This window comes from Brevundimonas lutea (assembly GCF_003704105.1).
In the GTDB taxonomy this organism is placed as follows: domain Bacteria; phylum Pseudomonadota; class Alphaproteobacteria; order Caulobacterales; family Caulobacteraceae; genus Brevundimonas; species Brevundimonas lutea.
In genome coordinates this window covers 22943-49060 of record NZ_QUOQ01000007.1, presented here as the reverse complement: position 1 = coordinate 49060, position 26118 = coordinate 22943, and the positions used below count along the sequence as shown (strand labels likewise).

Annotated in this window: 32 protein-coding genes; 16 read left to right on the top strand and 16 right to left on the bottom strand. The window is 69.8% G+C overall.

Annotation, left to right across the window (positions count from 1 at the left end; all coding sequences use genetic code 11):
* Positions 1-5 precede the first annotated feature (5 nt).
* Positions 6-404 (top strand): acyl-CoA thioesterase, encoded by a 399-nt coding sequence (locus EES48_RS12740; protein ID WP_122467798.1) that lies wholly within the window; start codon positions 6-8, stop codon positions 402-404.
* Between the two features lie 32 nt (positions 405-436).
* On the opposite strand, the gene EES48_RS12735 is transcribed toward EES48_RS12740, so the two are convergent.
* Positions 437-898, bottom strand: a complete 462-nt coding sequence (locus EES48_RS12735) for a hypothetical protein (RefSeq protein ID WP_122467796.1) — start codon at positions 896-898, stop codon at positions 437-439.
* Positions 899-1184: 286 nt separating this feature from the next.
* On the opposite strand from EES48_RS12735, the gene EES48_RS14915 reads away from it, so the two are divergent.
* Genes EES48_RS14915 through EES48_RS12725 form a run of 3 tightly spaced genes read left to right on the top strand, consistent with a single transcriptional unit; the run spans position 1185 to position 2163 of the window.
* Complete coding sequence (locus EES48_RS14915) at positions 1185-1343, top strand: hypothetical protein (RefSeq protein ID WP_162998156.1); 159 nt, start codon at positions 1185-1187, stop codon at positions 1341-1343.
* A gap of 59 nt (positions 1344-1402) precedes the next feature.
* Positions 1403-1960 carry a peptide deformylase gene (def, locus tag EES48_RS12730; RefSeq protein ID WP_122467793.1) on the top strand — a complete coding sequence of 186 codons (558 nt, stop codon included), beginning with the start codon at positions 1403-1405 and terminating at the stop codon, positions 1958-1960.
* On the top strand, positions 1960-2163 hold the full coding sequence (locus EES48_RS12725; RefSeq protein WP_122467790.1) for a hypothetical protein: 204 nt from the start codon (positions 1960-1962) through the stop codon (positions 2161-2163). The genes def and EES48_RS12725 overlap by 1 nt, the downstream gene beginning before the upstream one ends.
* 7 nt (positions 2164-2170) lie before the next feature.
* Here the strand turns inward: EES48_RS12725 and EES48_RS12720 are convergent, their stop codons facing one another.
* The 3 genes from EES48_RS12720 to EES48_RS12710 all read right to left on the bottom strand — a co-directional run bounded on the left by EES48_RS12720 (position 2171) and on the right by EES48_RS12710 (position 4787).
* Positions 2171-3778 carry a leucyl aminopeptidase family protein gene (locus EES48_RS12720; protein ID WP_122467788.1) on the bottom strand — a complete coding sequence of 536 codons (1608 nt, stop codon included), beginning with the start codon at positions 3776-3778 and terminating at the stop codon, positions 2171-2173.
* A gap of 94 nt (positions 3779-3872) precedes the next feature.
* A complete protein-coding gene (locus EES48_RS12715) occupies positions 3873-4346 on the bottom strand; it encodes a hypothetical protein (protein ID WP_122467785.1) in 474 nt (157 codons plus the stop codon).
* Positions 4347-4442: 96 nt separating this feature from the next.
* Positions 4443-4787, bottom strand: coding sequence for a ribonuclease (locus EES48_RS12710; protein ID WP_205679475.1), 345 nt, complete (start codon positions 4785-4787; stop codon positions 4443-4445).
* 161 nt (positions 4788-4948) lie between these two features.
* Here EES48_RS12710 and EES48_RS12705 point away from each other — a divergent pair, with 161 nt between their 5' ends.
* A complete protein-coding gene (locus EES48_RS12705; RefSeq protein WP_122467782.1) occupies positions 4949-5176 on the top strand; it encodes a hypothetical protein in 228 nt (75 codons plus the stop codon).
* A 21-nt stretch (positions 5177-5197) separates the two neighbouring features.
* On the opposite strand, the gene EES48_RS12700 is transcribed toward EES48_RS12705, so the two are convergent.
* Both EES48_RS12700 and EES48_RS12695 read right to left on the bottom strand, forming a co-directional pair.
* Positions 5198-6253, bottom strand: coding sequence for a 1,9-bis(guanidino)-5-aza-nonane synthase (locus tag EES48_RS12700; RefSeq protein WP_122467780.1), 1056 nt, complete (start codon positions 6251-6253; stop codon positions 5198-5200).
* A gap of 117 nt (positions 6254-6370) precedes the next feature.
* Positions 6371-7633 carry a type III PLP-dependent enzyme gene (locus EES48_RS12695; RefSeq protein ID WP_122467777.1) on the bottom strand — a complete coding sequence of 421 codons (1263 nt, stop codon included), beginning with the start codon at positions 7631-7633 and terminating at the stop codon, positions 6371-6373.
* A 271-nt stretch (positions 7634-7904) separates the two neighbouring features.
* Here EES48_RS12695 and EES48_RS12690 point away from each other — a divergent pair, with 271 nt between their 5' ends.
* A complete protein-coding gene (locus EES48_RS12690; protein ID WP_122467773.1) occupies positions 7905-10703 on the top strand; it encodes a M16 family metallopeptidase in 2799 nt (932 codons plus the stop codon).
* On the opposite strand, the gene EES48_RS12685 is transcribed toward EES48_RS12690, so the two are convergent.
* The 5 genes from EES48_RS12685 to flgB all read right to left on the bottom strand — a co-directional run bounded on the left by EES48_RS12685 (position 10700) and on the right by flgB (position 12969).
* The gene (locus tag EES48_RS12685) at positions 10700-10879 is read right to left on the bottom strand and encodes a hypothetical protein (RefSeq protein WP_122467769.1); all 180 of its coding nucleotides are present in this window, start codon (positions 10877-10879) and stop codon (positions 10700-10702) included. The two genes, EES48_RS12690 and EES48_RS12685, sit on opposite strands and share 4 nt — an antisense overlap.
* A gap of 162 nt (positions 10880-11041) precedes the next feature.
* Complete coding sequence (locus EES48_RS12680; protein ID WP_122467766.1) at positions 11042-11713, bottom strand: YiaD family glycine zipper/OmpA-like lipoprotein; 672 nt, start codon at positions 11711-11713, stop codon at positions 11042-11044.
* A 99-nt stretch (positions 11714-11812) separates the two neighbouring features.
* Entirely contained in the window at positions 11813-12112 is a 300-nt protein-coding gene (fliE, locus tag EES48_RS12675) for a flagellar hook-basal body complex protein FliE (RefSeq protein WP_122467763.1), read from the bottom strand.
* An 11-nt stretch (positions 12113-12123) separates the two neighbouring features.
* Positions 12124-12543, bottom strand: a complete 420-nt coding sequence (flgC, locus tag EES48_RS12670; protein ID WP_205679474.1) for a flagellar basal body rod protein FlgC — start codon at positions 12541-12543, stop codon at positions 12124-12126.
* 15 nt (positions 12544-12558) lie between these two features.
* Positions 12559-12969, bottom strand: a complete 411-nt coding sequence (gene flgB / locus EES48_RS12665) for a flagellar basal body rod protein FlgB (RefSeq protein ID WP_122467760.1) — start codon at positions 12967-12969, stop codon at positions 12559-12561.
* 154 nt (positions 12970-13123) lie between these two features.
* On the opposite strand from flgB, the gene EES48_RS12660 reads away from it, so the two are divergent.
* From EES48_RS12660 to EES48_RS12650, 3 genes are all read left to right on the top strand, one after another.
* Positions 13124-13396: a flagellar biosynthetic protein FliO gene (locus EES48_RS12660; protein ID WP_122467757.1), complete on the top strand. Its 273-nt coding sequence runs from the start codon at positions 13124-13126 to the stop codon at positions 13394-13396.
* Positions 13397-13398: 2 nt separating this feature from the next.
* Positions 13399-14202, top strand: a complete 804-nt coding sequence (gene fliP, locus EES48_RS12655; protein ID WP_122467754.1) for a flagellar type III secretion system pore protein FliP — start codon at positions 13399-13401, stop codon at positions 14200-14202.
* A 170-nt stretch (positions 14203-14372) separates the two neighbouring features.
* Positions 14373-14648, top strand: a complete 276-nt coding sequence (locus EES48_RS12650) for an HU family DNA-binding protein (RefSeq protein WP_122467751.1) — start codon at positions 14373-14375, stop codon at positions 14646-14648.
* A 13-nt stretch (positions 14649-14661) separates the two neighbouring features.
* Here EES48_RS12650 and EES48_RS12645 read toward each other — a convergent pair whose 3' ends face one another.
* Both EES48_RS12645 and EES48_RS12640 read right to left on the bottom strand, forming a co-directional pair.
* Positions 14662-17520: a hypothetical protein gene (locus tag EES48_RS12645; protein ID WP_205679473.1), complete on the bottom strand. Its 2859-nt coding sequence runs from the start codon at positions 17518-17520 to the stop codon at positions 14662-14664.
* A 35-nt stretch (positions 17521-17555) separates the two neighbouring features.
* Positions 17556-18659, bottom strand: coding sequence for a hypothetical protein (locus EES48_RS12640; RefSeq protein ID WP_122467748.1), 1104 nt, complete (start codon positions 18657-18659; stop codon positions 17556-17558).
* Between the two features lie 1110 nt (positions 18660-19769).
* On the opposite strand from EES48_RS12640, the gene EES48_RS12630 reads away from it, so the two are divergent.
* From EES48_RS12630 to EES48_RS12615, 4 genes are all read left to right on the top strand, one after another.
* Positions 19770-21050, top strand: coding sequence for an ATP-binding protein (locus tag EES48_RS12630; RefSeq protein ID WP_162998154.1), 1281 nt, complete (start codon positions 19770-19772; stop codon positions 21048-21050).
* A 55-nt stretch (positions 21051-21105) separates the two neighbouring features.
* Positions 21106-21489, top strand: coding sequence for a response regulator (locus tag EES48_RS14910; protein WP_276309638.1), 384 nt, complete (start codon positions 21106-21108; stop codon positions 21487-21489).
* A 252-nt stretch (positions 21490-21741) separates the two neighbouring features.
* Complete coding sequence (locus EES48_RS12620; protein WP_162998152.1) at positions 21742-22167, top strand: DUF2178 domain-containing protein; 426 nt, start codon at positions 21742-21744, stop codon at positions 22165-22167.
* Positions 22160-22372: a helix-turn-helix transcriptional regulator gene (locus EES48_RS12615; protein WP_122467734.1), complete on the top strand. Its 213-nt coding sequence runs from the start codon at positions 22160-22162 to the stop codon at positions 22370-22372. Before EES48_RS12620 ends, EES48_RS12615 begins: the two co-directional genes overlap by 8 nt.
* Before the next feature lie 13 nt (positions 22373-22385).
* On the opposite strand, the gene EES48_RS12610 is transcribed toward EES48_RS12615, so the two are convergent.
* From EES48_RS12610 to EES48_RS12600, 3 genes are read right to left on the bottom strand one after another with little or no spacing between them, the layout of a single operon-like run.
* The gene (locus EES48_RS12610; protein ID WP_122467731.1) at positions 22386-22580 is read right to left on the bottom strand and encodes a hypothetical protein; all 195 of its coding nucleotides are present in this window, start codon (positions 22578-22580) and stop codon (positions 22386-22388) included.
* 33 nt (positions 22581-22613) lie between these two features.
* Positions 22614-22829 (bottom strand): hypothetical protein, encoded by a 216-nt coding sequence (locus EES48_RS12605; protein WP_122467728.1) that lies wholly within the window; start codon positions 22827-22829, stop codon positions 22614-22616.
* Positions 22826-23770: a site-specific tyrosine recombinase XerD gene (locus EES48_RS12600; protein ID WP_122467725.1), complete on the bottom strand. Its 945-nt coding sequence runs from the start codon at positions 23768-23770 to the stop codon at positions 22826-22828. The genes EES48_RS12605 and EES48_RS12600 overlap by 4 nt, the downstream gene beginning before the upstream one ends.
* Positions 23771-23823: 53 nt before the next feature.
* Here EES48_RS12600 and EES48_RS12595 point away from each other — a divergent pair, with 53 nt between their 5' ends.
* The 3 genes from EES48_RS12595 to EES48_RS12585 are packed head-to-tail and all read left to right on the top strand — an operon-like array spanning position 23824 to position 26080.
* Entirely contained in the window at positions 23824-24390 is a 567-nt protein-coding gene (locus EES48_RS12595) for a shikimate kinase (RefSeq protein ID WP_122468235.1), read from the top strand.
* A complete protein-coding gene (aroB, locus tag EES48_RS12590) occupies positions 24387-25505 on the top strand; it encodes a 3-dehydroquinate synthase (RefSeq protein ID WP_122467722.1) in 1119 nt (372 codons plus the stop codon). The genes EES48_RS12595 and aroB overlap by 4 nt, the downstream gene beginning before the upstream one ends.
* On the top strand, positions 25502-26080 hold the full coding sequence (locus EES48_RS12585; protein ID WP_122467719.1) for a GNAT family N-acetyltransferase: 579 nt from the start codon (positions 25502-25504) through the stop codon (positions 26078-26080). Before aroB ends, EES48_RS12585 begins: the two co-directional genes overlap by 4 nt.
* The last annotated feature ends 38 nt before the right edge of the window (positions 26081-26118 follow it).

Here is a 26118-nt window from a genome sequence, read left to right as displayed (position 1 = left end):
GCGGGATGACCGACGCCTCATCTCCCACCCTGCCCGAGGGCGAACCCGTCGGACGGGTGATCGCCATGCCGGCCGACACCAACCCCGAGGGCGACATCTTCGGCGGCTGGCTCTTGGCGCACATGGACCTGGCGGGGGCGACCCCGGCGTTTCAGGTCGCCCAGGGGCGGTGCTCGACCGTGGCGGTGGACGGGATGGTGTTCCACCAGCCGGTGTCGGTGGGCGACGAGGTCTCGATCTACGCCCGGGTGGTGCGCACCGGCCGGACTTCCGTCGGGGTACGTGTCGAGGCCTGGAAGCGGCCGCGCTATGGCCAGGAGTCGATCAAGGTGACCGAGGGCGTCTTCACCTATGTGGCGATCGACGCCGAGCGCAGGCCCCGCCTGCTTCCCGGGCGGGAATAGACGGGGCCTGGCCGGGGGCAGGGGTGGGCGGTTCAGTAGCCGCCGACGCCGCCCTGCAGGATGCCGACGTCCAGATCGATGGCCGACCCGCCGCGACGATCATTGCGACGGTCGTTGCGGCGGCTGTCGTGGCGATCGCGACGGTCGCGTCCGCCGACAGTGACGTCGGCGTCGATCAGTCCGCGCCCGCCGCCGACATTGACGTCGGCGTCGATCAGGCCGCCGGACTGGCGGCCGCGCTGACCGCGATCCCGGTCGCGCCCGCCGACATCGACATCGAGATCGACAAGGCCGCCCCGCCGGTTCCCGCCGACCCGGGCGTCGAGGTCGAGCAGGCCGCCGCGGCCGCCGACGTTCAGGCCCAGACCCAGCAGGCCGCCGCTGGAGCGGGCCTGATGGCGGTCGTTGTGGCGACCCCGGTCGCCGGCCTCCGCCGAAACCGAAGCCGAGGCGGCGATGACGGCCACGGCCGCCGCGATGATGAACTTGGACATGATGTCCCCTCCTGATACAACCACAGAGCGTGGTCGAGGGGGCGGATGCATCTATGGCGCCACTCCCGCGTGTGTCGGAACGGCCCGGTGCGCCTTATGCGTTACGGGGGCATCCCTTTCGTGATAGGGACGGACGATCGGAGGGTCCCATGATCGGAATTCTGGCCGCGCTCGGCGCCTTGCTGGCGGGATTGTATCTTGCGCTGCGCGATGGACTGCCCTGGACGGCAGCGCGCCGAACGGGCCTGATCCGGCGCCCCGGCGCCCCGGCGACCGGGCCCGCACCGTGTCTCGCGCCGAGGACCCCGAGCGGTTCGACGCCATGCTGGATCGTCGACGCAAGGGCATGATGACCGGACTGGCCGTCGCCCTGGCCGGTCTGCTCTTCGCGGCCTGGCAGATCCTGAGCGTGGCGCTCATGTCCGGCGCGCCGGCGGCGGGTTGACCTCGGCGCGACGCGTCGCCTCGCTTGACCGGCGCGGGCGCCGGGCCTACCTCCGCCGCATGTCCCTTCGCCGTATCCTCACCGTCGACAAGCCCGCCGATCTGCAGGTGCTGAAACAGGTCTGCGCCCCCGTGGCCGCGATCGACGAGGACGTGAAGACGCTGGCCGCCGACATGCTGGAGACCATGTACGACGCGCCGGGCATCGGCCTTGCCGCGATCCAGATCGGCGATCTGCGCCGCGTGGTGGTGATGGATGTCGGCGACGGCGAACCGGACGACGCCTCCGAAGACGCCGAGCCGGCGCGCAATCCCATGGTCTTCGTCAATCCGGAGATCCTGTGGGCCTCGGACGAGCTGTCGACCTATGAGGAAGGCTGCCTGTCCATCCCCGACTATTTCGACGAGGTGAAGCGGCCGGCGCGGGTCAGGGTCGCCTGGCTGGACCTGTACGGCCAGCGGCAGGAACGCGAGGCCGACGGCCTGTTCGCCACCTGTATCCAGCACGAGATCGACCACCTGAACGGCGTGCTGTTCATCGACCACCTGTCGCGCCTGCGCCGCGACCGGGCCATGACCAAGGTCAAGAAGGTCATGCGCGCAAAGGAAGCCGCCTGATGGACCGGATCCGCTTTCTCGATGACGAGCGTCACCTGACCCGCGCCGGAAAGATCGGCGTCGGCTCGGGCGCGACCCTGCTGGCGGTCGGCCTGATGGGGGTGGCCGTCGGGGTGCTGCTGCACCGCCTGATCCAGCTCGACTCGGTGCTCGATACCGGCGGCGACTGGAACGACGAGGGCGTCTCGGAGCGCTGGTTCTGACCCCGACCTAGCGGCCGCCCTCGGCGCGCCCGGCCGGAACCGGTTGATAGTCGCGGACGAAACGCTCCAGCAGACGCACGCCGTAGCCGAACGAGCCGTCCGGCTTCCAGTCATTGGCTCCGCCATAGGCCATGTTGGCCATGTCGATGTGGGCCCAGGGGGTGTCCTCCTCGACGAAGTGGCCGATGAAGTGGGCGCCCGTCCCGGCCCCCGCGCCGGAGCCGCCGGTGTTCTGCAGATCGGCGATGCTGGACGCCATGTCGGCGGCGTAGCTGGGATGCAGCGGAAGCCGCCACACGCCCTCGCCGGTCGCCCGTCCGGCGGCGATCAGCTGATCCGCCAGGGCGTCGTGACGGCTGAACAAGCCGGCGTATTCCCCGCCCAGGGCTCCGCCGACCGAACCCGTCAGGGTGGCCATATCGACGATCACGGCGGGATCGAGATTGGCCTCCGCCCAGGCGATGGCGTCGGCCAGCACCAGCCGACCTTCGGCATCGGTCGAGATGATCTCGATGGTGGTGCCGTCCATGGCGGTCAGCACGTCGGCGGGGCGGATGGCCTGGCCGTCCGGCATGTTCTCGGCCAGGGCGGCGATAGCCACGACATTCACCGGCGCCTGGGATTTGGCGAGGGCCAGTGTCGCGCCGACCACCCCGGCGGCCCCCGACATGTCCATCTTCATATTGCCCATGCCCGCGCCGGGCTTCAGCGAGATGCCGCCGGTGTCGAAGGTGATGCCCTTGCCCGCCAGGACGACCGGCTGGCCGCCGGCGCCCTGATAGCGGACGATCAGCATCCGGGGCGGACGGTGCGAGCCGCGCCCGACGCCCAGGATCGCCCCCATGCCCAGCCGCTGCATGGCGGCCTCGTCCAGCACCTCGATCGAGACGTTGTCGACGCCCCGGAAGGCGGCCTGGGCGCGCTCCACGAAAGTCTGGGGATAGACGCTATTGGCCGGCTCGTTGGCGATGTCGCGGGTCCAGGTCATGGCCTCGACAAGGGGCTGGCCGCGTCCGCGATAGAGCGGCTCGGCGCCCGCCGCCGCGTCGCCGACGACGCTCAAGCCCCCCGGAACCCCGGCCTCGCGCGTGGTGCTGTAGAGGTCCGAGCGATAGTGGCCGATGCCGAAACCCGTGGTGAGTTCGGCCGCCACACTGGCCGGCAGGCCCTGCACCGACAGGGTGGCCGGGGCCATGTCCGACACCAGCAGGCGACCGACCACGGCGCCCGACAGTTGAACGGCCGCCAGGTCCGAGGCGTCCCCCACGCCGACGACGATGATCCGATCCCACTCGCCGATCCCGCGCAGGGTTTCGGTCCGGCGGGCCTGGCCTTCGAACGCGGCCGAGGTCAGGGCGGCGTCGACCATGCGGCGCTCGGCCTCCGACAGCATCGGTGCGCGTCCCGCTGCCGTATCGCCCGGCCGCATCGGCAGGATCAGGGTTCCGCCCGGCGCTCCGGCCTCGGCCGCGAAGTTGACCGCGCGAGCCGCCGGAGCCGCCGCGCGCGCCGCATTGTCCGGCAGATCGATGGACACCCGGTTCTGGGCGTACACCTCACCGGGGGCGAGCAGGCACAGGGCGGCGGCGCAGGCCATGAGGGCGGAACGGGTCATGAGATCTCCGGCGGCGTCAGGATGAAAGCGGCGCCATTCAAGCGAGCGTTGATGGGGCGATCAATGCGACGCTTCGCATCAGGGCGGGACGGCCTCAGCCCTCGCGGCCGGTTTCCCACGACAGGGTGACCCGCGTCTGCCCATCGACCTGCTCGGCCCAGACATCCAGGCTCTCGCCGGTGGTGGCCGACAGGGCGCCGAAGCCGCCCCTTTCGCCCTGACGCAAGGCCATGACTGGGCTGAGCCCGGCCTTTTCGGCTTCGCTCTGATAGAAATCGAGCACCTGATCGGGGCTGGCGTCGGTCATATAGGCGACCTGGTCGGTCGTGGGCGCATCGCCCTCGACGGGCGGCGCGATCTGGCCGCCGGGATAGATGAGGGCAAAGGCGGGCGCGTCCTCAGCGGCGGCCTGGGCCGGTGCGCCAGGCGTTTCGACCGCCGCCTCCGTCTCGCCGTCACCGGGAGAGCTCGCGTCGTCGGCCGGCGCTTCCGCCTCAGCTGCGGCGGCCTCTTCGGGCTCGGCCTGCCCGCAGGCCGCGAGGACCATGGCCACGGCCAGGCCGGCCATCCAAGCTTTCATCCCCATCGCGTTCCTCAAAGGCCCAGCGGGCCCAAACGTCTTGACGTCACCGTGGACGAGCCGGCGCTCGGCCGCAAGGCGGGCTCAGCCGCTGGCGGCGTCGGCGCTGGTCGAGCCGCCGTCTTTGGCGCGCCGTCCGACGTTGTTGACGCTGGATTCGCCATTGGCGCCGCCTTCATCGCGCGTCTCTCCGCCAGCCGAGGCCATGCCCTCGGTGGCGAGGCTCTCGTCGATCGCCTCCTGATCGGGATCGACATCCGAGCCCGACGCGGAGCCGCCGCGCAGCGATCCGGCTCGCGTGTCCGATCCGACGTTGGTGCCGGTCAGGGCCTCGGTCAGGGCGTCGGGCTTGTGCCCGAGATCCGGCTTCTCCCCGGCGGCTTCGGCTTCCCTGGCCTCTGTGGTTTCGGGCTTTTCCTGATCGGACATGGCGGGCTCCTTCTCGACGTCAGAGAAGCGGATCAGGAACCCGCCGGTTCCGCGACGGCGAAGCTTACCGCGAAGTCATCGACCTGACCGAGATTTAACTGCCGTCAGAGCGGAGGCTGCGGCAAAGCTCGGGCTCTTACGCCCATGGAGACATCCGCCTTATGAAACGCTCGATCCCGCTCGCCGCCCTGTCCGCCATCGCGATGCTCGGCCTGTCAGCCTGCGTCACCGTCATCGACGCCAATGACGGCTACAGCTGGACCGGCGAGGGCGCCCAGCCTTTCGACGGCGCGCGCGATGACTGCCGCGCCCGCACCGGCGGCGGAGAGGGCTCGACCGCCTTCGTCCGCTGCATGGACGACAAGGGCTGGACCCGGGTCAGGGACTGACCCGGGCCCGGGCCCGGGCCGTCAGGCCTGTTCGAACAGCTTCTGCCAGCGGCGCGGGGCGCGGCCTTTCCACGCGCCGCGATGATAGGCGTCCGAGCCGATCAGCGGCACGACGGTGGTCGCCTCGGCGAAGACCATCTGTTCGAAGGTGGTGTCGACCTTGCCCCATGACGCCGCCTCCTTGAGCGTCGAGGACGAGCAGGCGCCGTCGCGCACGTCGGCGACGGTGATCTGGACCGCATACTTGTGCATGTCGGCCTCGACGCCGAGGATTTCGGCGCAGACGACGGTGTCCTGGGCGAAGTTCTTCGGCACCCCGCCGCCGACCATGAACAGGCCGGTGGTGCCGGCCGCGATCTTGATGTCGGTCAGTTCGCGGAAGTCGGCGATGGCGTCCAGCATCATATAGGGCTGGCCGGCAGCGGCCCGCTCCTTCTGATGCTTGACCAGCCCGAAGCCGGCCGAGCTGTCGACGAAGGCCGGGCAGAAGATCGGCACGCCCATCTCATAGGCGGTCTGGATCAGGCTGCCTTCCTTCTTGGCGTTCCCCTCCGACAGCCACTTGCCCATCTCCCAGATGAACTCGCGGCTGGAATAGCCGCGCGGCTCCAGACGGTTGGCGATCTCCAGGATGGTGTGGTCGCAGGCCTGGAGCTCTTCCTCGTCGATATAGGTGTCGTAGATGCGGTCGATGTAGTTCTCGCGCAGCACGTTGTCGTCGACCGGACCGGCCGCCTGATAGTGTTTGAAGCCGAGCGCCTCGAAGAAATCCATGTCGACGATCGAGGCGCCGGTGGCGACCACGGCGTCGATCATGCCGAACTTCACCATGTCGCGGTACACGTGCATGCAGCCGCCGGCCGAGGTCGATCCGGCCAGGATCAGCCAGGGCGAGCAGCTCTCGTCCTCCAGCGCCATGTTGAAGATGTCGGCGGCGCGGGCGGTGTCGCGGCTCGAAAACGACATCTTGCGCATGCTGTCGATGATCGGGCGGGCGTCGAACGAGGTGATGTCGACGTGTTCGACGGTGTTCTGGAGCAGCTCGGCCTTTTGGTTCGTCTGGACGGGTGCGTTCATCGGTTTGGTTTCCCTTACAGGTGAGCGCCCGTCGTCAAATGAAGTGCAGCGGCCCGGACGGAGCGACGGGCCGCTGCCAACTATAATGCGCCAACCCCGCGAAGGGTTGGCGACGGATCAACGCTTGCGCCGCCGCTGCCCGGCCTTGCCCTTGGGACGAGAGAGGCGAACCACTTTCCGCGCCTGCTCCTCGGCCGTGGTGCGCACGGTCGGGATGGAGCGGGGCGCGAGGCCATAGAGCGAGGCCATCGGGGCGTCTTCCATCACGGCGATGTCGTGCTCGCCATAGCCGTTGAAACCGGTGGTCATGGCCACGCCATAGGCGCCCAGCATGCCGATTTCGATGAAGTCGCCCTCACGGATATCGGCCGGCAGATAGAAGGGGCCGGGCATGTGGTCGATGGAATCGCAGGTCGGGCCATAGAACTGGAACGGGCGCAGATCGTCCGCCGCCTCGCCGTCGCGCACCAGCTTGACCGGGAAGGGCCAGCGCGAGTGTGTCGCGTCGAACAGCGAGCCATAGCTGCCGTCGTTCAGATACAGGGCGTCGCCCTTGCGCAGATCGACGCGGCACAGGATCGACGAGCTCTCGGCTACCAGGGCGCGACCGGGCTCGCACCACAGCTCGGTGGTTTCCGACACCGGCATTTCGTTGAAGCCGCGATGGATGGCGTCGGCGTACTCCTGCATGTCCGGCGGGACCATGCCCGGATAGACCGAGGGGAAGCCGCCGCCGACATCGACGATGTCGACGATCACGCCGGCGCGCGAAATCGAGCGGCCGACCTGGGCCATCGCCGCCTGATAGGCGGTCGGGCGCATGCACTGGCTGCCGACGTGGAACGACACGCCCATCAGCCCGTCCTGAACCGCGCGCCGGACGGCGAGCAGCAGCGCCGGAGCCGCGTCCGGCGAGACGCCGAACTTGCCCGACAGAGTATAGGCCGCGCCGTCGGCCGACACGGCCATGCGCACGATCAGGTTCAGATCGCGGGCGTTGCCGGTGGCGTCGAGGATCTTCTGCAGCTCATCGTGGCTGTCGAGTGAGAAGGTGCGGACGCCGTGCTCGAAATAGGCCCGGGTGATCGCCTGGCGGCTCTTGACCGGATGCATGAAGGCCAGGCGCGCGTCGGCGCTGACCGAACGCACCAGTTCGATCTCGGCGAGGGAGGCCACGTCGAAGGCGGTGACGCCGGCGTCCACCAGGGTCTGGATGACCCAGGCGGAAGGGTTCGCCTTCACCGCGTAAAAGACATCAGCCTTCAGATTGTCCTGGAACCAGCGCGCCGCTACGGAAACCGAACGCGGTCGCACCAGGGCGACGGGACGTTCAGGAGGCCGCTCACGGACCAGGTCCAGGGGAAGATGGTACGTGCGCAATTCACGTAACCCCCTGTTGACTGTTAAACCCAGACCGGCGTTAGCAGCGCATAACGGTTAGACCACGGGGTCCGCCGGAGCGGGGGAGATAGGGTCACGCCTCCGTCATGTAAAGCGGTTTTTTCGTGACGGGGCCACGACTTGGCCGAGATTTCCTCCTGATCCGGACGATGGATTCCGGGCGACCGGCGGTTCGTGACCGAAGCGTAACTTGCCCGCGCCCGCGCCGCTGATAGCGTCCGCAACGCTGTTTATTGGGGAGGGTTCGGTCATGACGCGTTCCAGGTCCGTCGTCGCGCTGGTGGCGCTGGTGCTGGCGGCGGGGGCCGTGCCGGTCGCCGCCCAGGTTCCGCCGGCCGAACTGGCCCGCAGCGTCGACATCCCGTTCGAGGAGTTCACCCTGGACAACGGCCTGCGCGTCGTCGTCCACACCGACCGTAAGGCGCCGGTGGTGGCGGTCCAGGCCTGGTACAATGTCGGCTCCAAGGACGAGCCCCGGGGGCGCACCGGCTTCGCTCACCTGTTCGAACACATCGGCCTGTTCAATCCGACCGAGAACCTGCCGGGCGGCCTGATGGAGCCGCTGCGCGCCATGGGGGCCACCGACTGGAACGGCACCACCTGGTACGACCGCACCAACTTCTTCCAGACCGTGCCGACCTCGGCCCTCGATCAGGCGCTCTACATGGAGAGCGATCGGATGGGGCACCTGCTGGGCGCACTCAATCAGGAGCGGCTCGATAATCAGCGCGGCGTCGTCCAGAACGAGAAGCGTCAGCGCGACAACCAGCCCTACGGCCTGGTCTTCTACGAGATCAGCGAGGCGCTGTTTCCCGAAGGCCATCCGTACCGCCACTCGACCATCGGCTCGATGGCCGACCTGGACGCGGCCAGTCTGGAGGATCTGCGCCAGTGGCACCGGGACAACTACGGGCCGAACAACGCCGTGCTGGTCCTGGCCGGAGACATCGACGCGGCCACGGCGCGCCAGAAGGTCGAGCGCTGGTTCGGCCATATTCCGCGCGGCGCCCAGAACACGCCGGCCGAGGCCGACATCCCGACCCTGCCGGTCCGCATCGACCGGGTGATGCACGACCGGGTGCCGAACACGCGCCTGACCCGCACCTGGGCGGTCCCCGGCCTGCGCGACGACGCCTCCGCCGCGCTGCAGGTGGGCGCCTCGGTGCTGGGCGGCCTGGCCAGTTCGCGGCTGGACAATGAACTTGTACGCGGCGACCAGACGGCCACCAGCGTCTCGGCCAGCTATCAGCCGTTCCACCGCCTGGGCCTGTTCAGCGTCTCGATCGACGTCAAGCCGGGCGAGGACGCCGACGCCGTGTCGCGGCGGCTGGACCAGCTGATCGCCGACTATGTCGCCTCCGGGCCCAGCGAGGACGAGATCGCCCGGACCGTGACGACCGACATCTCCCAGACCATCCAGGCGCTGGAGCCCGTCGGTGGGTTCGAAGGCAAGTCGGTGGTTCTGGCGGAAGGCGAGCTCTATTCGGACGATCCGGGCTTCTATCGCACCCATCTTCAGAATCTGGGCGGGGTCACCCCGGCCTCGGTCCAGGCGGCCATGCAGACCTGGCTGACGCGGCCGGTTGTGGCCGTGCGCATCGATCCGGGTGAGCGCGAGCCCTATCAGGAAGCGGCCGCCACCCGCCCGCCGCCGGCCGAAGCGGAGGCCTTGCCGGTCACGCCCCGCGAGCCCATCCCGGCCGTCGGCGAGATGAAGCCACTGGACTTCCCCGACGTCGAGCGCGCGCGCCTGGCCAACGGCCTGGAGGTGATCTACGCCCGCTCGACAACCGTGCCGACCACCCGGCTGGCGCTGGAGTTCGACGCGGGCACGGCCGCCGATCCGGCCGACGCTCCGGGAAGCCAGCGGCTGATGCTGGACCTGCTGACCGAGGGCACGGACGAGCTGACCGCCGTCCAGATCGCCGAGCAGGAAGAGCGGCTGGGGGCCTCGATCAACGCCTTCGCCACCACCGACCGCACGGTCGTGGGCCTGACCACCGTCAGCGCCAATCTGGAGCCGGCGCTGGACCTGATGCTGGATGTGGTCCGCGATCCGGCCTTCCGCGAGGCTGATCTGACGCGCCGCCGCAATCAGCAGCTTGCGCTGATCGCCCAGGAGCTCGCGTCGCCCAATGGCCTGGGCGGCCGGGCCCTGCCGGCGGTGCTGTTTGGGGACCAGCATCCCTACGGCCGGCTGGGCCTGGGACTGGGACGGACCGAGGCGGTTTCGGCGCTGGATCGAGACGACCTGACGGCCTTCCACCAGGCATGGATCCGTCCCGACAATGCCCAGCTGTTCGTGGTTTCTGACCGGCCGCTGGCCGAATTGGTCCCGCTGCTGAACGCCCGTTTCGGCGCCTGGGCGACCCCGAACGCGTCCAAGGGGACCAAGGCTTTCGACGCCGCCATCCCCGAGACCGCGCCGCGCGTGGTGCTGATCGACCGGCCGCAGTCGCCGCAATCGTTGATCCTGGGGGGGCTGGTGCTGCCGGTCACGGGCGCCGAGGATCGGGTGGTGTTCAACGCCGCCAATGAGGCGATCGGCTCGGGCTTCCTGTCCCGCATCAATCAGGACATCCGCGAGACGCGGGGCTGGTCCTACGGTCTGGGCGGAGCGGCACAGAACCTGGAGCATCAGGTGCATTACCAGATCCAGGCGCCGGTCCAGGCCGATCGTACGGGCGAATCGATCCAGGTGCTGATGGACCAGTACGCCGGCTTCCTGAGCGACCGGGGCGTCACGGCGGCGGAACGCGAACGCATCGTCAACGCCAATATTCGCCAGATTCCGGGTCAGTTCGAGAGCTCGGCGGCGGTGTTGAACGCGCTACGCTCCAACGCCCTCTTCGACCGGCCGGACGATTACTGGGAGACGCTGGGCCCGCGCTACGCCGAGTTGACGCCGCAACAGCTGGACGCCGAGGCGCGGCGTCTTCTGGGCCAGGGCGAGTTCGTCTGGGTGGTGGTCGGCGACGCCTCGGTCGTGCGTCCGCAGCTGGAGGCCCTGGGTCTGCCGGTCGAGGAGAGGGCGGCGGGCAGTCTCTAGCGGTTCGCCACCAGGATCACGGGGCGGTCTGGCGTCGCGGCCTCCAGCGCGCGCGAACCGAGGCCGACGACGGCGACCCCGGTGATCACCGCGAACAGGGCGGCGACGCCGATCAGGCCGACCGCCCGACGCAACTCGTCGGTTTCGCGAACGTCGTCCTGATCACGCTGTCCCATGTCTCGTCCCGCTGCGAAGGGTGACAGGACATGGTTTGGCGATCGTGCGCAAGCGGTCTCGCCCGGATGTGAAGAGGGCGGCGCCCGCGTGGACGCCGCCCTCCTGTCTCTCGGCTAAGGAAGCGAGGCTCCCTCGACCGAACGATCGTGGTCTGACACGTGTCAGGCGGTCAGCGGCCGGATCAGGATTTCGACGCGCCGGTTCTGGGCGCGACCGTCCGGGCTGTCGTTGCTGGCCACCGGATTGCGGCTGGAATTGCCGGCCACGTACAGGCGGTCGCGCAGCACGCCGCGGCTGATCAGATAATCGGCCACCGACAGCGCCCGACGCTCGGACAGCGGCTGGTTGATGGCGTCGCCGCCGGTCGAATCGGTGTGGCCGATGACATCGACGACCGAGCGATCATATTCCTGAAGAATGCCCGCCACGTCATCCAGGGTCGACAGGAAGCGGGGATCGATGTTCGACTGGTTGGTGGCGAAGGTCACGTCCGACGGCATGCGCAGGACCAGATTGTCGCCCTGGCGCGCAACGCCGACGCCCGAACCCGACAGTTCGGCCTCCATGGCGCGCTGCTGGCGGTCCATGTACTGGCCGACGGCCGCGCCGCCCAAGGCGCCGATGCCGGCGCCGATCAGGGCGTTCTTGCGGCCTTCCTCGGAGTTGTTGGTGTTGGTCAGATAGCCCAGGGCCGCGCCGCCGATGGCGCCGATGATGCCGCCCCGGACGGTGTTGTTGCGCGGCGCGTCCGAGCGGTAGGGATCGGTCGTGGTGCAGGCGGCGGCCAGCATGGCGGCGCCGCTGACGGCGACGAGGATGATATTCTTGCGCATGAGAGAATCCCTTGTTTGTTCCCGACCCAGCCCGCGCCGAAACGCCGCGCCATGGCCAAGGTTCCGACTGGCGTAACCGGGATTGGGGAGTCTCGCCGATCAGATCGGCATGCGCATGATCTCCTGATAGGCGGAGATGACCTGGTCGCGGACGGCCATGACGGTTTCCAGCGAGGCCTCGGCCGAGGCCACGGCGGTGACCACGTCGATCAGCTCGCCACGGCCCTGGATCTGGGCGGTCATCTGGGTCTCGGCGGCGCGGGTGGCGGCCGTGGTCTGGTCCATCACGCCGGAAAGGATCTCGCCAAAGCCGGGCGCGGCTGTGGGCGTCGCGGCGCCGGTCGGCAGGGCGCCGCCCTGGATCGCCTGATAGGCTTTGGCCGCCATCAAGGGGTTCATGGCCTAGCTCCTCAGCGCTTCAGCAGGTCGAGGGTGCGGGTCTCCATGGCCCGGGCCGTCTCGATCACGTTCAGATTGGCCTCGTAGGCGCGCTGGGCCTCGCGCATGTCCATGGATTCGACCAGGGTCTCGACATTGGGGCGCAGCACATAGCCGTCGGCGTCGGCGGCCGGGTGCGAGGGGTCGTACTCCTTCTTGAAGTCCTTCATGTCCGGCCGGACCTCGGCCAGGACGACACCGGTGGCGCCGGCGACGTTGGCGGTCTCGAACACCGGGGTCTGGCGCCGATAGGGTTCGCCGCCGGGCGTGCGGGCGGTCGAGTTGGCGTTGGCGATGTTCTCGGCGATGACCCGCATACGCGACTGCTGAGCGCGCAGGGCCGAGGCGGCGACCGCCATGGTCGGATTGTTGGGCGCGACGGGATCGGGCATCGGCGTCTCCTAAGGTCAGCGGCCGGGCGGCTTGGCGGCCAGGCGGATCATGGCCAGCGACTTCTGATACAGGCCGATGGCGGCGTCGTGGGCCATGCGGCTTTCGGCCATCTTCAGCATCTGCTCCTCGACCACGACCGAGTTGCCGTCGAGGGTGGTCTCGGAATCCGGCGCGGCCTGATTGGCCATGCGCGGGGCGGAGGCCGACTGGGCCGGGATGTGGGCGGCGCTGGTGCGAGCCAGCGAGACGCCGGACGAGGTCATGCGCAGCGCCTGGGCGAAATCGGACGGGGCGGCGATGTCACGCGCGCCGTAGCCGGGCGTATCGGCGTTGGCGACGTTCTGGGCGATGACCCGCTGGCGCTCACCCAGCCAGGTCAGGCGGCCGCGAATCTGGTCGAAGATCGGCAGATCGGTGATGGACATGGATGTCCCCGCACAGGTCGCCCGACGTGGCGCCCCGGCAGAAACTGCCGCCTGTATGGTTAAGAATGGGTTTCCCCTAACCCGCCGTTAACCACGTTCGGTCGATGGAGGGTCGAGGGCGTCGACCGCGAGGGTCGCGCCGACCGGGGCGGCGATGACCTTTCTGGACCTGTTGCGCGGCGTGCTGAGCCTGGCGATCACCCTGGGCCTGATCGGCCTGGCCGCCTGGGCGTCGCGCCGTTACCTGCCCCAGCTGATGGCCAGGATGAGCGCCCACAAGGGCGAGCGCCGCATGCAGGTGGTCGAGACCCTGGTGCTCGACCCGGCCCGCCGTCTGGTGCTGGTTCGGGTCGACGCCGAGGAGCGGCTGATCCTGCTGGGCGAAGGCAAAGAGCTGATCGAGCCGCGCGGGGACGGCAAGCCGTGAGCATGCTGGCGCTCCCCACCCGCGCCGAGCTCAAGCGCGCCGCCCTGCTGTCGCTGATCGTCACGGCCCTGTGCCTGATCTGGCCGCTGGGCGCCCTGGCGCAGGAGGTGGCGCAGTCCGGCGGATCGGCGATCAATGTCGATCTCGGCACCGGGGCGGGCCTGACCGAGCGGGTGGTGCAGCTGGTGGGGCTGGTGACCGTGCTGTCGCTGGCGCCGTCGATCGTGATCATGACCACCAGCTTCGTGCGCATCGTGGTGGTGCTGAGCCTGCTCAGGACCGCCCTGGGGCTTCAGCAGTCGCCGCCCAACGCCGTGCTTGTATCCCTGGCCCTGTTCCTGTCCGCCATCGTCATGGCCCCGACCTGGCAGGACGCCTACGACAGCGGCATCCGGCCGCTGATGGATCAGCAGATGGAGCTGCCGCAGGCGTTCGACGCCGCCTCCGAGCCGGTCAAGACCTTCATGCTGGGCCAGGTGGATCAGGACGATCTGGCCCTGTTCACCCGCCTGTCCAACGTCGAGGTTCCCGAGAGCGCCCAGGATCTGCCGCTTCGCGTGGTGACCCCGGCGTTTATGATCTCGGAGCTGAAACGGGCCTTCGAGATCGGCTTCCTGCTGTTCGTCCCCTTCCTGGTGATCGACCTGGTGGTGGCCTCGGTGCTGATGAGCATGGGCATGATGATGCTGCCGCCGGTGATCGTCAGCCTCCCGTTTAAGCTGATCTTTTTCGTGCTGGTCGACGGCTGGCGGCTGGTGGCGGGATCGCTGGTCGAGAGCTTCCAACGAGGGGCGGGGACGGGCTGACCACGCCTGAAATGCGCCCCAATTCGGCCCGGACCCTTGCCACGCGGCGATTTCGGCGGAATATCGGGCGTCCGCTCGCCGGCGAGTCGAGGTTTCGCCCTCGGCGCCGCGCCTGGCGGGCTGGAAACGCAACCTGATCGCCGGGGACGGCGACGCTACTGGAAACGACCATGACCCAAGCCGAACTCATCGCCGCCGTCGCCAAGGCCTCCGGTGTGTCGCAAGCCGACACGGGCCGCGTTCTCGACTCGCTGGTGAAGTCCATTCACGCCTCGCTAAAGTCCGGCGGCGACGTGCGCATCTCGAACCTGGGCGTGTTCGACACCGCCGACCGCGCCGCCCGCGAAGGCCGCAACCCGGCCACCGGCGCCACCATCAAGATTCCGGCTTCCAAGGCGGTCCGCTTCCGCGTGTCCAAGCCCCTGAAAGACGCCGTCAACGGCTAAGCGATCCTGATCATCAGGCGGCCGCGCTGGTTTCAGCCGCCGCCTGACGGGTATCCGAGGACCGGCCGGGCTCAGCGCTCGCGCCGGTCTTTTCGCGCCAGGCCGCCTTCTGGGCCGCGACCCACCCGGTGAAGGTGTCGGCCCGGGCGGTGACCTGTTGCAGATCGGCGACCGAGACCTCGCCGCCGGTGTCGAGCGCGATGCGCAGGGCCGGCGCCGATCGGGCCCCCTCGATCAGATCGCCATAGCGGCCCGACAGCCGCGCCACGCCGCTGGGATCGCGGGCCAGGGTGTAGCCGACGCCGGCGCGGATCAGGCGGCTCTCCTCCTCCGGCGTCAGCGCTCCGCCCTCGCGACCGGCCAGCAGGCGTTCATAGAGGGCGGCGGCCTCGGCCCAGTCCTGGCGCCGCCAGCGGACGTCGGCGCGCACGGCGGTGGCGGCCGTGGAGTTGTCCGCCTCCAGCAGCTCCAGCGCGTGATCGAAGCGGCCGAGATCCGCCAGGGCGCGGGCCTCGAGCGCGCGACGCTCACTGTTCAGGGCGGTAGGCAGGAGGGTGGTGCGGGTCGCCCAGATGGTCTGCAGCGCCTGCTCGGGCTGGCGGTTCATCAGATAGACGCCGGCCAGATCGGTGGCGACCTGGGCCTTGGCCACGCCGTCCAGGCGGTTGTCGACCTGGTGTTGCAGCAGTTCGGCGGCGGGGGTCAGGAGGTCGACGTCGATCAGGCGGCGGGCCAGACGCCGCACCATGTCGTCGCCCTCGGCGCCCACGGGCGTCAGCTCGCGGAAGTCGTAGAACAGGGCCAGCGCCTGGACCGGCTCCAGCCCGTCGACGCCGCCCTCCAGGAACAGGGCGCGGAAGGCGGCCGCGAGGTCGTTCTGCAGCTCGACCGCCTCGGGCAGGTCGGGAAGGCGACGGCCGGCGCCGCGCAACGCCTCCAGCGCCTCTCGATAGCGGCCCTGGGACAGATAGATGTCGCCCAGGGTGCGGATCACGGCCAGTTCGGTGGCGTCGCCGCGCCAGCGCCAGCGCAGCGGCTCCAGCCGGGCGGCGGCCTCCTCGGGCTTGATGGCGTTTCGGGCCAGCTCCAGCCGCGTCTGGCCCAGCTTGGCCGGGGTGGCGATGCCGTCCAGCGGGGCGCGAGCCACGGCGGCGAAGACGGCCAGGGCCCGGTCGCCCTGACCCTCCAGCTCGAACAGTCGGGCCTGGACCAGGCGGGCGGCCAGCTGGTCCGGGGCCGGGGCGTCCTGGGCGAAGGCGTAGGCCAGCAGGGAATGAGCCGCGGCCAGGTCACCGGTCTCCAGCGCGGCCAGGGCGTGGGACGCAGCGAACCGGGCGCGCCAGGCGGCGGGGAACTGGTCCACGGCGCGGGCGCCGGCGGCGAAGGCCTGACGCGCGGCGGCCCAGTCGCCCTGCTGGGCGGCGATATGGCCCTGCCAGACCTTGGCCGAAGGGTCGCCCGACAGGCTGGCGTTGGCGAAGTCGGTCTCGGACTCGGCCAGGCGGCCGATGGCGACGCGGGCGGCGCCACGCAGGCCGCGCACCTCGGCCTCGCCGGCCATGGCCGGGCTGTCCTCGATCAGGGCGGTCAGGACGCCGATGGCCTCGTAGCCGAGGCCCGAGCCGACCAGGAAGCGGGCCAGCGCCAGCCGCGCTTCGATGGGCGCGCGCGGATCCTCGCGGGCCTGCATGGTCTCTTCGGCGGCGGCGGCCTGAAGCGCATCGTGACGGGCGGTGAAGCCCCCGGCCGGAAGCGCGCTCCAGTCGGTCAGGATCAGGGCGGGCAGGGCGGCGCGGCGCGGGGCGTCGGTGGGGGCCTCGGCCGTCTCAAGCGCGGCGGAGGGGGCCGACAGGGTCAGGCCGCGCGGGCGGCCGAGACGCACCAGATCCCCGTCGGCGGACACGGTCAGATCGTCGGCCACGGCCTGGACGGCCAGACCCTGTGCGGTCGGCAACAGGGCCATGTCCACGGTGCGCCGACCGGCGCCGAGGCCCTTGGCGGGGCCGAGCGCGGTGACGGCGGCGAAGCGGTCGCCGATCACCGGATCGGTCAGCCAGACGGCGCGGCCGGCGCCGCTCATCTGGGCGACCAGGGCGGTGGGGCCGCTCTCGTCGTCGCGGACCAGGCGCACGCCCGAGGCGGCGAGGGCGGTGGGGGCCAGGGTCACGCGCCAGCGGCCGCCCTCGGCCGAAGCCGCCACAGCCAAAGTCTTCGGCGCGGCCAGGCGAATGGCGGTCCAGTCCTCGCCCCGGGTGACCTTGGCGTCGGTCACGGGGCCCAGGGAGGCGCCGGAGGGCAGGGCGGCGGGCGCGGCGGCGTCGAACACGATCCACACCGCCTCGCCGCGCCGGAACACGGCGGCGCCGACCGGCCGGTCCCAGTCGAAGTCCAGGCTGACGCGGTCGGCCGAGGCGTCGGCGGCGACCGTGACCGCGGCCGGGCGGGCGCCGGCGTCGGGCGCGTCGGCGGCGGTGGCGTAGAGGTTCAGATAGACGGCGCCGTCGGCCCGGCCGCTGCGCGCGTCGGCACCCTCGGCCAGGGTGAAGACCACCTCCGACCCGCCGGGGGCGGCGCGGGTGGCGACGGCCGTGACCCCGGCCGGGGGATTGATCTTGAGCTCGGCCACATCGGGCGCGGCGGTGGCGCCGACGCGGACGACGACGGTCCGGCCCTCGCGGCGCACGGCGGCCCGCGATCCGACCGAGCCGGCGAATTCGACGCGGGTGAAATCGGGGTTGGTGCCGACCCGGACCTCGACCGGACCGCCGCCCGACTGGGCCGGCAGGGTGGCGGGCGCGAGCGCGACCGCACCGGCGACGCCCAGCGCCGCGGTGGTCCTGAGCAGCGTCCGGCGGGCGGGTGCGGCGGCCATCCTGCGATTAGAGCCGATCAGGCGTTAGGGCGCGGTTAACCCAACGGCGGTGGGCGGGGGACGGACCGGCGGAAGGCGCCGACGCCGCGGTTGAGGGGTGGAGGCAAGCGATCCGCCGTCACAGCAGGGCTCGGCGCGGGGGCCGGGGTGTGCGGCGCCTCGGCGTCGCCGGGGAGAGGACGGCGCTCGGGGGGCTGCGGACGAGCGGGCGATTTTTCCGGCCCTCGGGTCGAGCCCGAGGGTGACGGCGGCTGGGCGGCGGGCGCTGGCGTGCGCGGCTCGCCCCCTCCACCGTGGAGCCTGTCCTCGGGCCGAGCTTCGCTCGGACCCGGGGGCGGTCCCCCTCCCCCGCAGGCGGGGGAGGAAAGGGGAGAGTCCAATCTTTTTTCGGGTTGGGAGTCCAGGATTTCGGCGGATTGTCTCGCGCGTTCAGCGGCTTGCTTGCGAGCGGCGCAGCTGTCGATGGCGCGGCGGAGGGCGTTGGCGGCGTAGATCAGCTGGTCCTCGGAGAGCTTGCCGAAGGGCAGGGGGCCGGCGAGGTCGATCAGGACGCCGGCGTCGCGGGCGGCGGTGTCGGCGGCCTCGGCCGAGGCGATGGCCTGCTGCTCGGCGGCTTTCGTTTCCTGATCGGCGAGGTCGGTGAACTGGCGGGTCAGTTTCAGCCAGCGCTGGGCGTCCAGCGGGCGGCCGGCGCGCACGGCCCGGACCATGTGGCGCCGGGCGTCGGCGGCGAGCCGGGCGTAGGTGGGGTCGTCATCCTGTCTTCCCCCCACGGTGTGGGGGGAAGTGTCTCCGGGAGCCTCGGCGACCGGAGACGATGGGGGGATGTCTGTGATGGGGGCTCGGTCGGTGGGGCCCCTCATCGACCTCTGTCCCTTCGGTCCAGAGGGGTTGGTTTCTCCCCGCACGCGGGGAGAAGACAGGAGATCGTCGGCGTCGCGGCGGCGCCAGCCCTCGACGCTGGCGCGGTGGCGGAAAGTCGACAGCGGCATGTCGTGGCGGGCGCAGACCACCCGGGCGGTCTCGCCGGCCAGGTACTCCTTCTTGGCCGCCTCCCAGCGCAGGCGGCTTCGGCGGTTGCGCTCCGCCAGATCGTCGGGCGGCGGGCTGTCGGGCATGTATCGGAGGGCATAGGTCATGCCGCCAGCATGAGGCCTGCCGGACGGGGGTCGGAGATTTGGACGCTGGTGAGGCTGGGAGGTCGGCGGGGCGGGGATCGGGCGCCGCCGGTTAGAGGATTACGCGCGATGGCGGAGGCGAGAAACGGCGCTTGCGGTCATGAGGCGTCGTTCGAAGTCATGTTTTCGGCACGGAGTTGATGACCGCTTACGACCCTTAGCGCACCTTCAACGCGCCCGGCGGAAGGCTTGATAGGTAGTCGGAAATCGCCTCGACCGTCGCCCTCGCACGAGAACTGGTCGTTGGATTTCGGGTCAGTCCAATGTGCCCGACCTCGGTGTCCTCAAGGTAAGCCGACACATCCGCAAGCGGCTCACCGCGCCTCAATCGACCCACGACTTGGAGTAGATAACCGTCGTATTCGTCAGCGCATGCTCCTCCATCTTGCCACTCACCGTCGCTGAGTTCCCGCAAACCGATGGGGTCCCAGAAGGACCAGCCGATCTCGCGCAAGCGCGATAGCTTCACTTTGGGGACGTCGCTCATTCCGGGAGACTGGCCCCAAAGCCGAAGGTCGGCAATCCAGCCCGAGCCGACCCTGAGTGGGTCCGGTTCCGGGCGGCGGGTTGAATGTCCGTTTTCCGCCTGGACGGCCAAGACCGATCCCGACCCGTAGCGGACATTCGCTACGCACTATTGCCTCTGGCATTCCGCGGACAGATTGGTGCCGGGACGGCAGTCGTGTCGCCACGCGAACTCACTCGCCCCCAAAGACGCGGAAGGATGCGTCCTTCTGTGCTTAACTTTGATTATTTGGATCAGGGCGGACAGAAAAATTGAATTCCCTATGTCAAGAAGCAACATATGTTATTGATTATGGCCCACAGCAACGAAAGTGCTACGAATATTACGCTGAACGCCATTTTTATTGAACCTTCACAGTAAGACTCTGTTAGTTTGCGTGAGAGCTAACATGTCCTCGTATTTGGCCATCTGATCAGCTAACGCGCCCCATTACTCAAAATGTTATGGGTGAACCGCGTGTCAGTTCGACTTGGTTCGATGCGCTTGGAGCATATCCTGTGAACACCGAGGCCAAGCCTGAGATAGGCGGGAGACCGATTGGGCCCGTGGTCACCCATCTGCTTCGGCTCGTGGTCGCCGGGAACCTGCGCTACTGGATCATCAGCATCTGGGCGCTTGCGCTCGCCACGACCGTCCCCTGGCCGATCGCCCTTGGGTGGTTCCTCGGGACGACCGCCCTGGGCCTGCTGAGATCGTTCCTTGACCCGCGGTCGGAAGGCGCTCGCAACGTTCGACTGGCGGTTGCCACCGTGTCTTGCATCGCGTGGGCGGTGGCCCCCCTGCTGGCTTGGTTCAGCGGCGCGGTTCACGGCGAGCCGCTGGCGACCGGCCTGCTGTGCGCCGGCTACACCCTTGTGTTCACGCAGTTGCGCGCCGCGCCCCGCGAAGGCCTGATCATCTCGATACCTTACAGCATCGTGCTCGGCGTCATCCTCGTCAGTGTGTGGGGTCAGACCGGGTTCTGGCAGTTCGCGGCGGTCGTACCGGTCCTGGGACTTGCCATTCTGATAAAGTTTCTCGTCACGCTGACCAAGGACATCGAGATCGCCGCGACGCTGGTCCGGCAACGCGAGCTGATCGTCAATCTGCAACAGGCGCGCGATCAGGCCGAGGCGGCCAATCATGCGAAATCCGAGTTCCTGGGAATCATCTCGCACGAACTGAGGACGCCGATGAACGGCGTCCTCGGCGCGGCGCAACTGCTCGAGGCCCGGCCGCTTGCGCCCGTGGAGAGCAGCTATGTCCAGATCATTCGCAAGAGCGGCGAGGGCCTGCTGGCGCTGCTGAACGACCTTCTGGACGTGACCAAGATGGAGGCTGACCGACTTGAGCTCTCTCCCCAATCGGTGCGCACCACGGACATTTGGGAGCGCGCCGCGGGCACCGCACGCGCCGCCACGGAGGCGCGCGGCATCACGTTCGAGCTCGATGTCGCAGGGGATATTCCCTACTGCCTCCACACCGACGCCCTGCGTGCGGGCCAGATCCTCCACAACCTGCTGGGCAATGCCGCCAAGTTCACTGAGCAGGGCACGGTGCGGCTGTCCGTTGTCGGCGAACAGGTTGGTCCCGACGACGTATTGGTGCGCTTCGCCGTGACCGACACGGGGCTTGGAATTTCTGAAACCGACCAGGCGCGCCTGTTTCTGCCGTTCGCACAGGTCGATGCCTCGAGCACCCGCCGCGCCGGCGGCACGGGGCTGGGCCTCGCAATCTCTCGCCGCCTCGCGCACATGTTCGGAGGCGAGATCACCATCGACTCCTGCCCCGGACAGGGTTTCGACCTTCACCTTCAGGGCGACGTTCCCGGTCGCCGCCTGGCATGAGCCGGACGCCGCATCCAGCGTCGAGTCGTCCCCGGCCGACGTCGCCGCCCTTCAGATACTGGTCGTCGAGGATCACCCCGTGAACCGCCTGCTCCTGGTCACCTCGCTCACCGGGTGCGGCCACACCGTCTCCACGGCTGAAAACGGACAAATCGCTCTCGACTGCACGGATGTGCAGCTGTTCGATTTGATCGTGATGGATGTGAACATGCCCGTGCTGGACGGGCTGGCCGCCACGCGCCGGATCCGGGATGGGGCCGGGCCGAACAGCGACACCCCGATCGTCATGCTGTCCGCGTCCATAAGGGCGGAGGATCAGCAGGTCGGCCTGGCCGCCGGCGCGGACATCTATACCGCCAAGCCTGTCGATTTCGCCGGGTTCGTCGTGATCGTGGCGCGTGCTGCCCACGGTCGTGAAGCGCTCAAGCAAGCCGCATGAAGCTAAAGAGGCGGGCACGTCACACTTGGGACTGAGCGGCATCGGTGCCCCGGGGCGCGCCCCTGGACAACGTCCGCTTTCCACCCTTAGCTGACGTCCGCACCGTCAGTTCCTAAACCGCGCATGACACGGTTGACGGCTCACCGGCTGCCGGCGCTGTGCCGCTTTGCGAACGACGATGTTCGCCACGCTTGACTCAATGTTAGAAAATATTCACATCATGTGAGCTGCGTCAAACATGGAGATCGCGCCGTGTCTTACAGAGAGAAGCTGGCCTGGCTGATGCTGGGGGCCCTGGTGGTGTCGTTCGGGGTGTATTTCGCCGTGGCCTATAGCGGCTCGATCGAGGGGCTGCCCAATCTGCGGCTGCTGGCGGTCTATGCCGGGGCGATGGCGCTGCAACTGGTGATCCTGGGCGTGGGGCGGCTCTATATCGGCAGGACCTCGGGCAAGGAGGCCAGGGCCAAGCCGGACGAGCGGGACCGGGCCATCGCCAATCGCGCCGGGCGCCGCGCCTATTATGTGATGATGGCCGGACTGGTGTTCACGGGCGTCTATCTGCCGTTCGTCGAGGCGGGGTGGCATATCGTGCACGCGGCGCTGCTGACCTATGTCATCGCCGAGGTGGTGCGCTACTGGGCCGTGCTCAGCGCCTATCGGAAGGGCTGGCATGCCTGACGGCCCCATCGACAATCAGGTCAGGACGCTCCGTTTCCTGAACGGCGAGATGACCCAGGCCGAGCTGGGCGACCGCATCGGCGTCACCCGCCAGACCATCGCCGCCATCGAGGCCGGCAAGTACGCGCCCAGCCTGGAGGCCGCATTCCGCATCGCGCGGGTGTTCGGCAAGCCGCTGGAGGAGGTGTTCCAGTGGAAGGAATGAGGGGGCTGAGGCCCTACTTGCTCATCCAGGGGCGGGATTTGCCGGTGGTGATGCGGGCGGCCTGTTCGCGCTGGAAACGGCCGCCCCGGGGCGGTTTGGGGCGGGCGTCGATGGCGGCCTGTTTCAGGCGCAGGGCGCGCTGGACGGGGGTTTCGTCGGCCGGTTCGGCGATGGGCGGCGTCGCGTCGGTGTCGTCGGGCTGGGTCATGACGACCCTCTAGCACGGCGCGGTGACCGCGCCTCAGCTCTTGGGCGTGAGCTTCGGCCAGTCCGGGACGGTGCCGGTTGAGGTCGGGGGCTTTTCCGAGCCGGTGAAGACGGCCTGCATCTGGGCGCCCGGCTTCAGGAAGACCAGCACGTCGTCGTATTCGTAGATGGCGACGGAAGCCGAGCTGTTCGACAGGCTGACGCCGGTGTCGGGCAGGGGCTTGAGCGGGGTCTTCTGCGCGTCGGTCATGCGGGCTTCCTAGGCGCGGGCCGGGAGGGCGGCAAGCCGGCCTCGCCATCCTGGCGGGCCAGAGGGTGGTGGCGGTGGACGACCTCGGCCAGGCGGTCGCCGGCGACGTGGGTGTAGATCTGGGTGGTCGAGATGTCGGCGTGGCCGAGGAAGGTCTGGACCACGCGCAGGTCCGCGCCGCCGTCCAGCAGATGGGTGGCGAAGGCGTGCCGCAGGACGTGGGGGCTGACCCGGGCCGGATCGATGCCGGCGCGGATCGCCGCCTGATCCAGCAGCTGGGCGAAGCGGCGGGGGGTGAGGTGGCCCTTCTTGCCATGGGAGGGGAACAGCCAGGGGCTGTCGGGGGCGTCGGGGTTCCGTTTGGCGTCGCGGGCGGTCAGCCAGTCGGCCACGGCGGTGCGGGCGGCGGTGTTGAGCGGGGCCATCCGCTCCTTGCCGCCCTTGCCGCGCACGATCAGGAAGGCGGGGTCGCGGCGCACGGCCTCGACGCGCAGGGACAGCAGTTCGGACACGCGCAGGCCCGAGGCATAGGCCAGCTCGACCAGGGTGCGCAGACGCAGGGCGCCGGCGCTGTCGCCCTCGCCGGCGGCCGCGATCAGGCGCTCGACCTCGGCGCGCTCCAGCACCCGGGGCAGGGAGCGGCCGCGCCGGGGGGCGTCGAGGCGGCTGGAGGGGTCGTCGGCGCGCCAGCCCTCGCCCAGGGCGAAGCGGTAGAACTGGCGCAGCGCCGAGCGGCGGCGGCTCTGGGTGGCGGGGGACAGGCCGCGCTCGGCCAGGCCCCGGAACCAGGCCTCGATGGCCGTGGCGTCGGCGGTCATCAGCCCGGCGTCCAGATGCGCCTCGGCGTCGGCGAGGTCGCGGGCGTAGGCCGAGAGGGTGTGGGGCGAGGCGTCGCGCTCCACCGCCATCATCTCCAGAAAGGCCTCGATCTGGGGCGTCAACGCCACGCTTTCCCCGCGATTTCCGCGCGAACCTGGGTCATAAGGCGATGACCATGTCCGCGCCCGCCCGCCAAGCCAAGCCCCCTTTCGCGGCCCGCCGAACCCTCGCCCTGGTCGGACTGATGGGGGTGGGCAAGTCGAGCGTGGGGCGGCGGCTGGCGCAGCGGCTGGGACTGCCGTTCGTCGACGCCGACGACGAGATCGAGCGGGCGGCGGGGCGCAGCGTGTCGGACATCTTCGCCGAACTGGGCGAGGCCGAGTTCCGGGCGGGCGAGGCGCGGGTGATCCGCCGCCTGCTGGAGGGGCCGCCCGTGGTGCTGGCGACCGGCGGCGGGGCGATGCTGAACGTCGAGACGCGGGCGCTGCTGAAGGAACGAGCGACCACGGTGTGGCTGAAGGCCGACCTGGAGGTGATCGCCGAGCGGGTCGGCCGGCGCGACACGCGGCCCCTGCTGCGTGGCAAGGACCCCAGGGCGGTGCTGGGGGCGCTGGCCGAGGCGCGCTATCCGATCTACGCCGAGGCCGATCTGGCGGTCGAGGTCGGCTCCGGGCCGCACGGCCAGGCGGTGGCGGCCATCGTCGCCGCGCTGGAGGCTTATGAGCGGGAGCAGGCCCGATGAGCGGGAACCGGATTGTCACCGTCGGCGGCTCGGGCGGTTTCGCGCCCTATGAGGTGGTCATCGGGGCGGGAGCCCTGGGGCGCGCGGGCCGGCGGCTGAAGACGGCGATCGGACGGGACCGCTGCGTGGTCGTGGCCGACGCGACGGTGTGGGGGCTGCATGGGGCGGCCCTGGCGGCGGTGCTGGGCGAAGCCGGGGTGAAGGCCGAAGTCATCGACGTGCCGGCGGGGGAGCGGTCGAAGAGCTTCGCAGAGCTGGAGCGGGTTCTGGACGGCTTCGGCGCCCTGGGGCTGGACCGTGGGGACTGCGTGGTCGCCCTGGGCGGCGGGGTGGTCGGGGACCTGGCCGGGCTGGCGGCGGCGCTGTGGATGCGCGGGATCGGAGTGGTCCAGGTTCCCACCAGCCTGCTGGCGCAGGTCGACAGTTCGGTCGGCGGCAAGACGGCGATCGACACGCCGCGCGGCAAGAACCTGGTCGGGGCGTTTCACCAGCCGCGGCTGGTGGTGGCCGATATCGGCCTGCTGGCGACCCTGCCGGAGCGGCAATTGCGCTCGGGTTGGGCCGAGGTGATCAAGCATGGGCTGATTTGCGATGCGGAGTTCTTCGCCTGGCTGGAGGGCGAGGGGGCTGTCGGGGCGCGGGGCGATGTCGTGGCCCTGACGCGGGCGGTCGAGCGGTCGGTCGAGATCAAGGCGGCCATCGTGGCCGAGGACGAGAAGGAGGCGGGGCGCCGCGCCCTGCTGAACCTGGGCCACACCTTCGGTCATGCGCTGGAGGCCGAGCTGGCGTTCGACGAGGCGCGGTTGAGCCACGGCGAGGCGGTGGCCGTCGGCTGCGCCCTGGCGTTCCGGTTCTCGGTGCGGACGGGGCTGGCGACGGCGGAGGCCGCGGCGCGGGCCGAGGCGGCGTTCGGGGCGGCGGGGCTGCCGACGCGGCTGGATCCGGCGGACGGGTTCGACGCCGCGCGGCTGGTCGAGCGGATGCGGGGGGACAAGAAGGCAGAGGGCGGACGGCTGACCCTGGTGCTGGCGCGGGGCATCGGCGAGGCCTTCGTGGCCAAGGACGTTGATGCGGCGGCGGTGGAGCAGTTCCTGAAGGACGAGGGCGCGTCGTGAAGCTGGACCCGATGGTGCTGGAGAACGCCCAGGTGCGGCTGGAGCCGCTGAGGGAGTCGCGCAAGAAGGCCGTGCGCGAGGCGCTGAACGTCGATCCCGAGGCCTGGGACATTCTGGTGTCCTCCGCCTATGGCGAGGATTTCGAGGACTGGTGGACCGACGCGATGCGCAGCGTCCATCTGGGCCACCGCCTGCCCTATGTGGTGATCGACAAAGCGGCCAAGGCGATCGCGGGGGTGACCGGCTTCTTCGACATCGTCGACGCCCACAGGCGGGTGGAGATCGGCGGCACCTTCTATCGGCCGGAATTCCGCGGCGGTCTGGTCAATCCGGCCTGCAAGCGGCTGCTGATGGGCGCGGCCTTTGAGGCGGGCGCCATCCGGGTCGAGTTCTGCACCGATGCGTTGAATGGACGCAGCCGCGCGGCGCTGGCGCGGCTGGGCGCGGTCGAGGAGGCGGTGTTGCGGCGGCACAAGGTGACTCACACCGGGCGGGTGCGCGACACGGTGATTTTCGCGGTCACCGAAGATGACTGGCCGGCGGTGAAAGCGTTGCTGGACGCGCGGCTGGGGTAGGGCGCTCGACAGTCTCGCCCGCCCCCCTTTCGTCGATG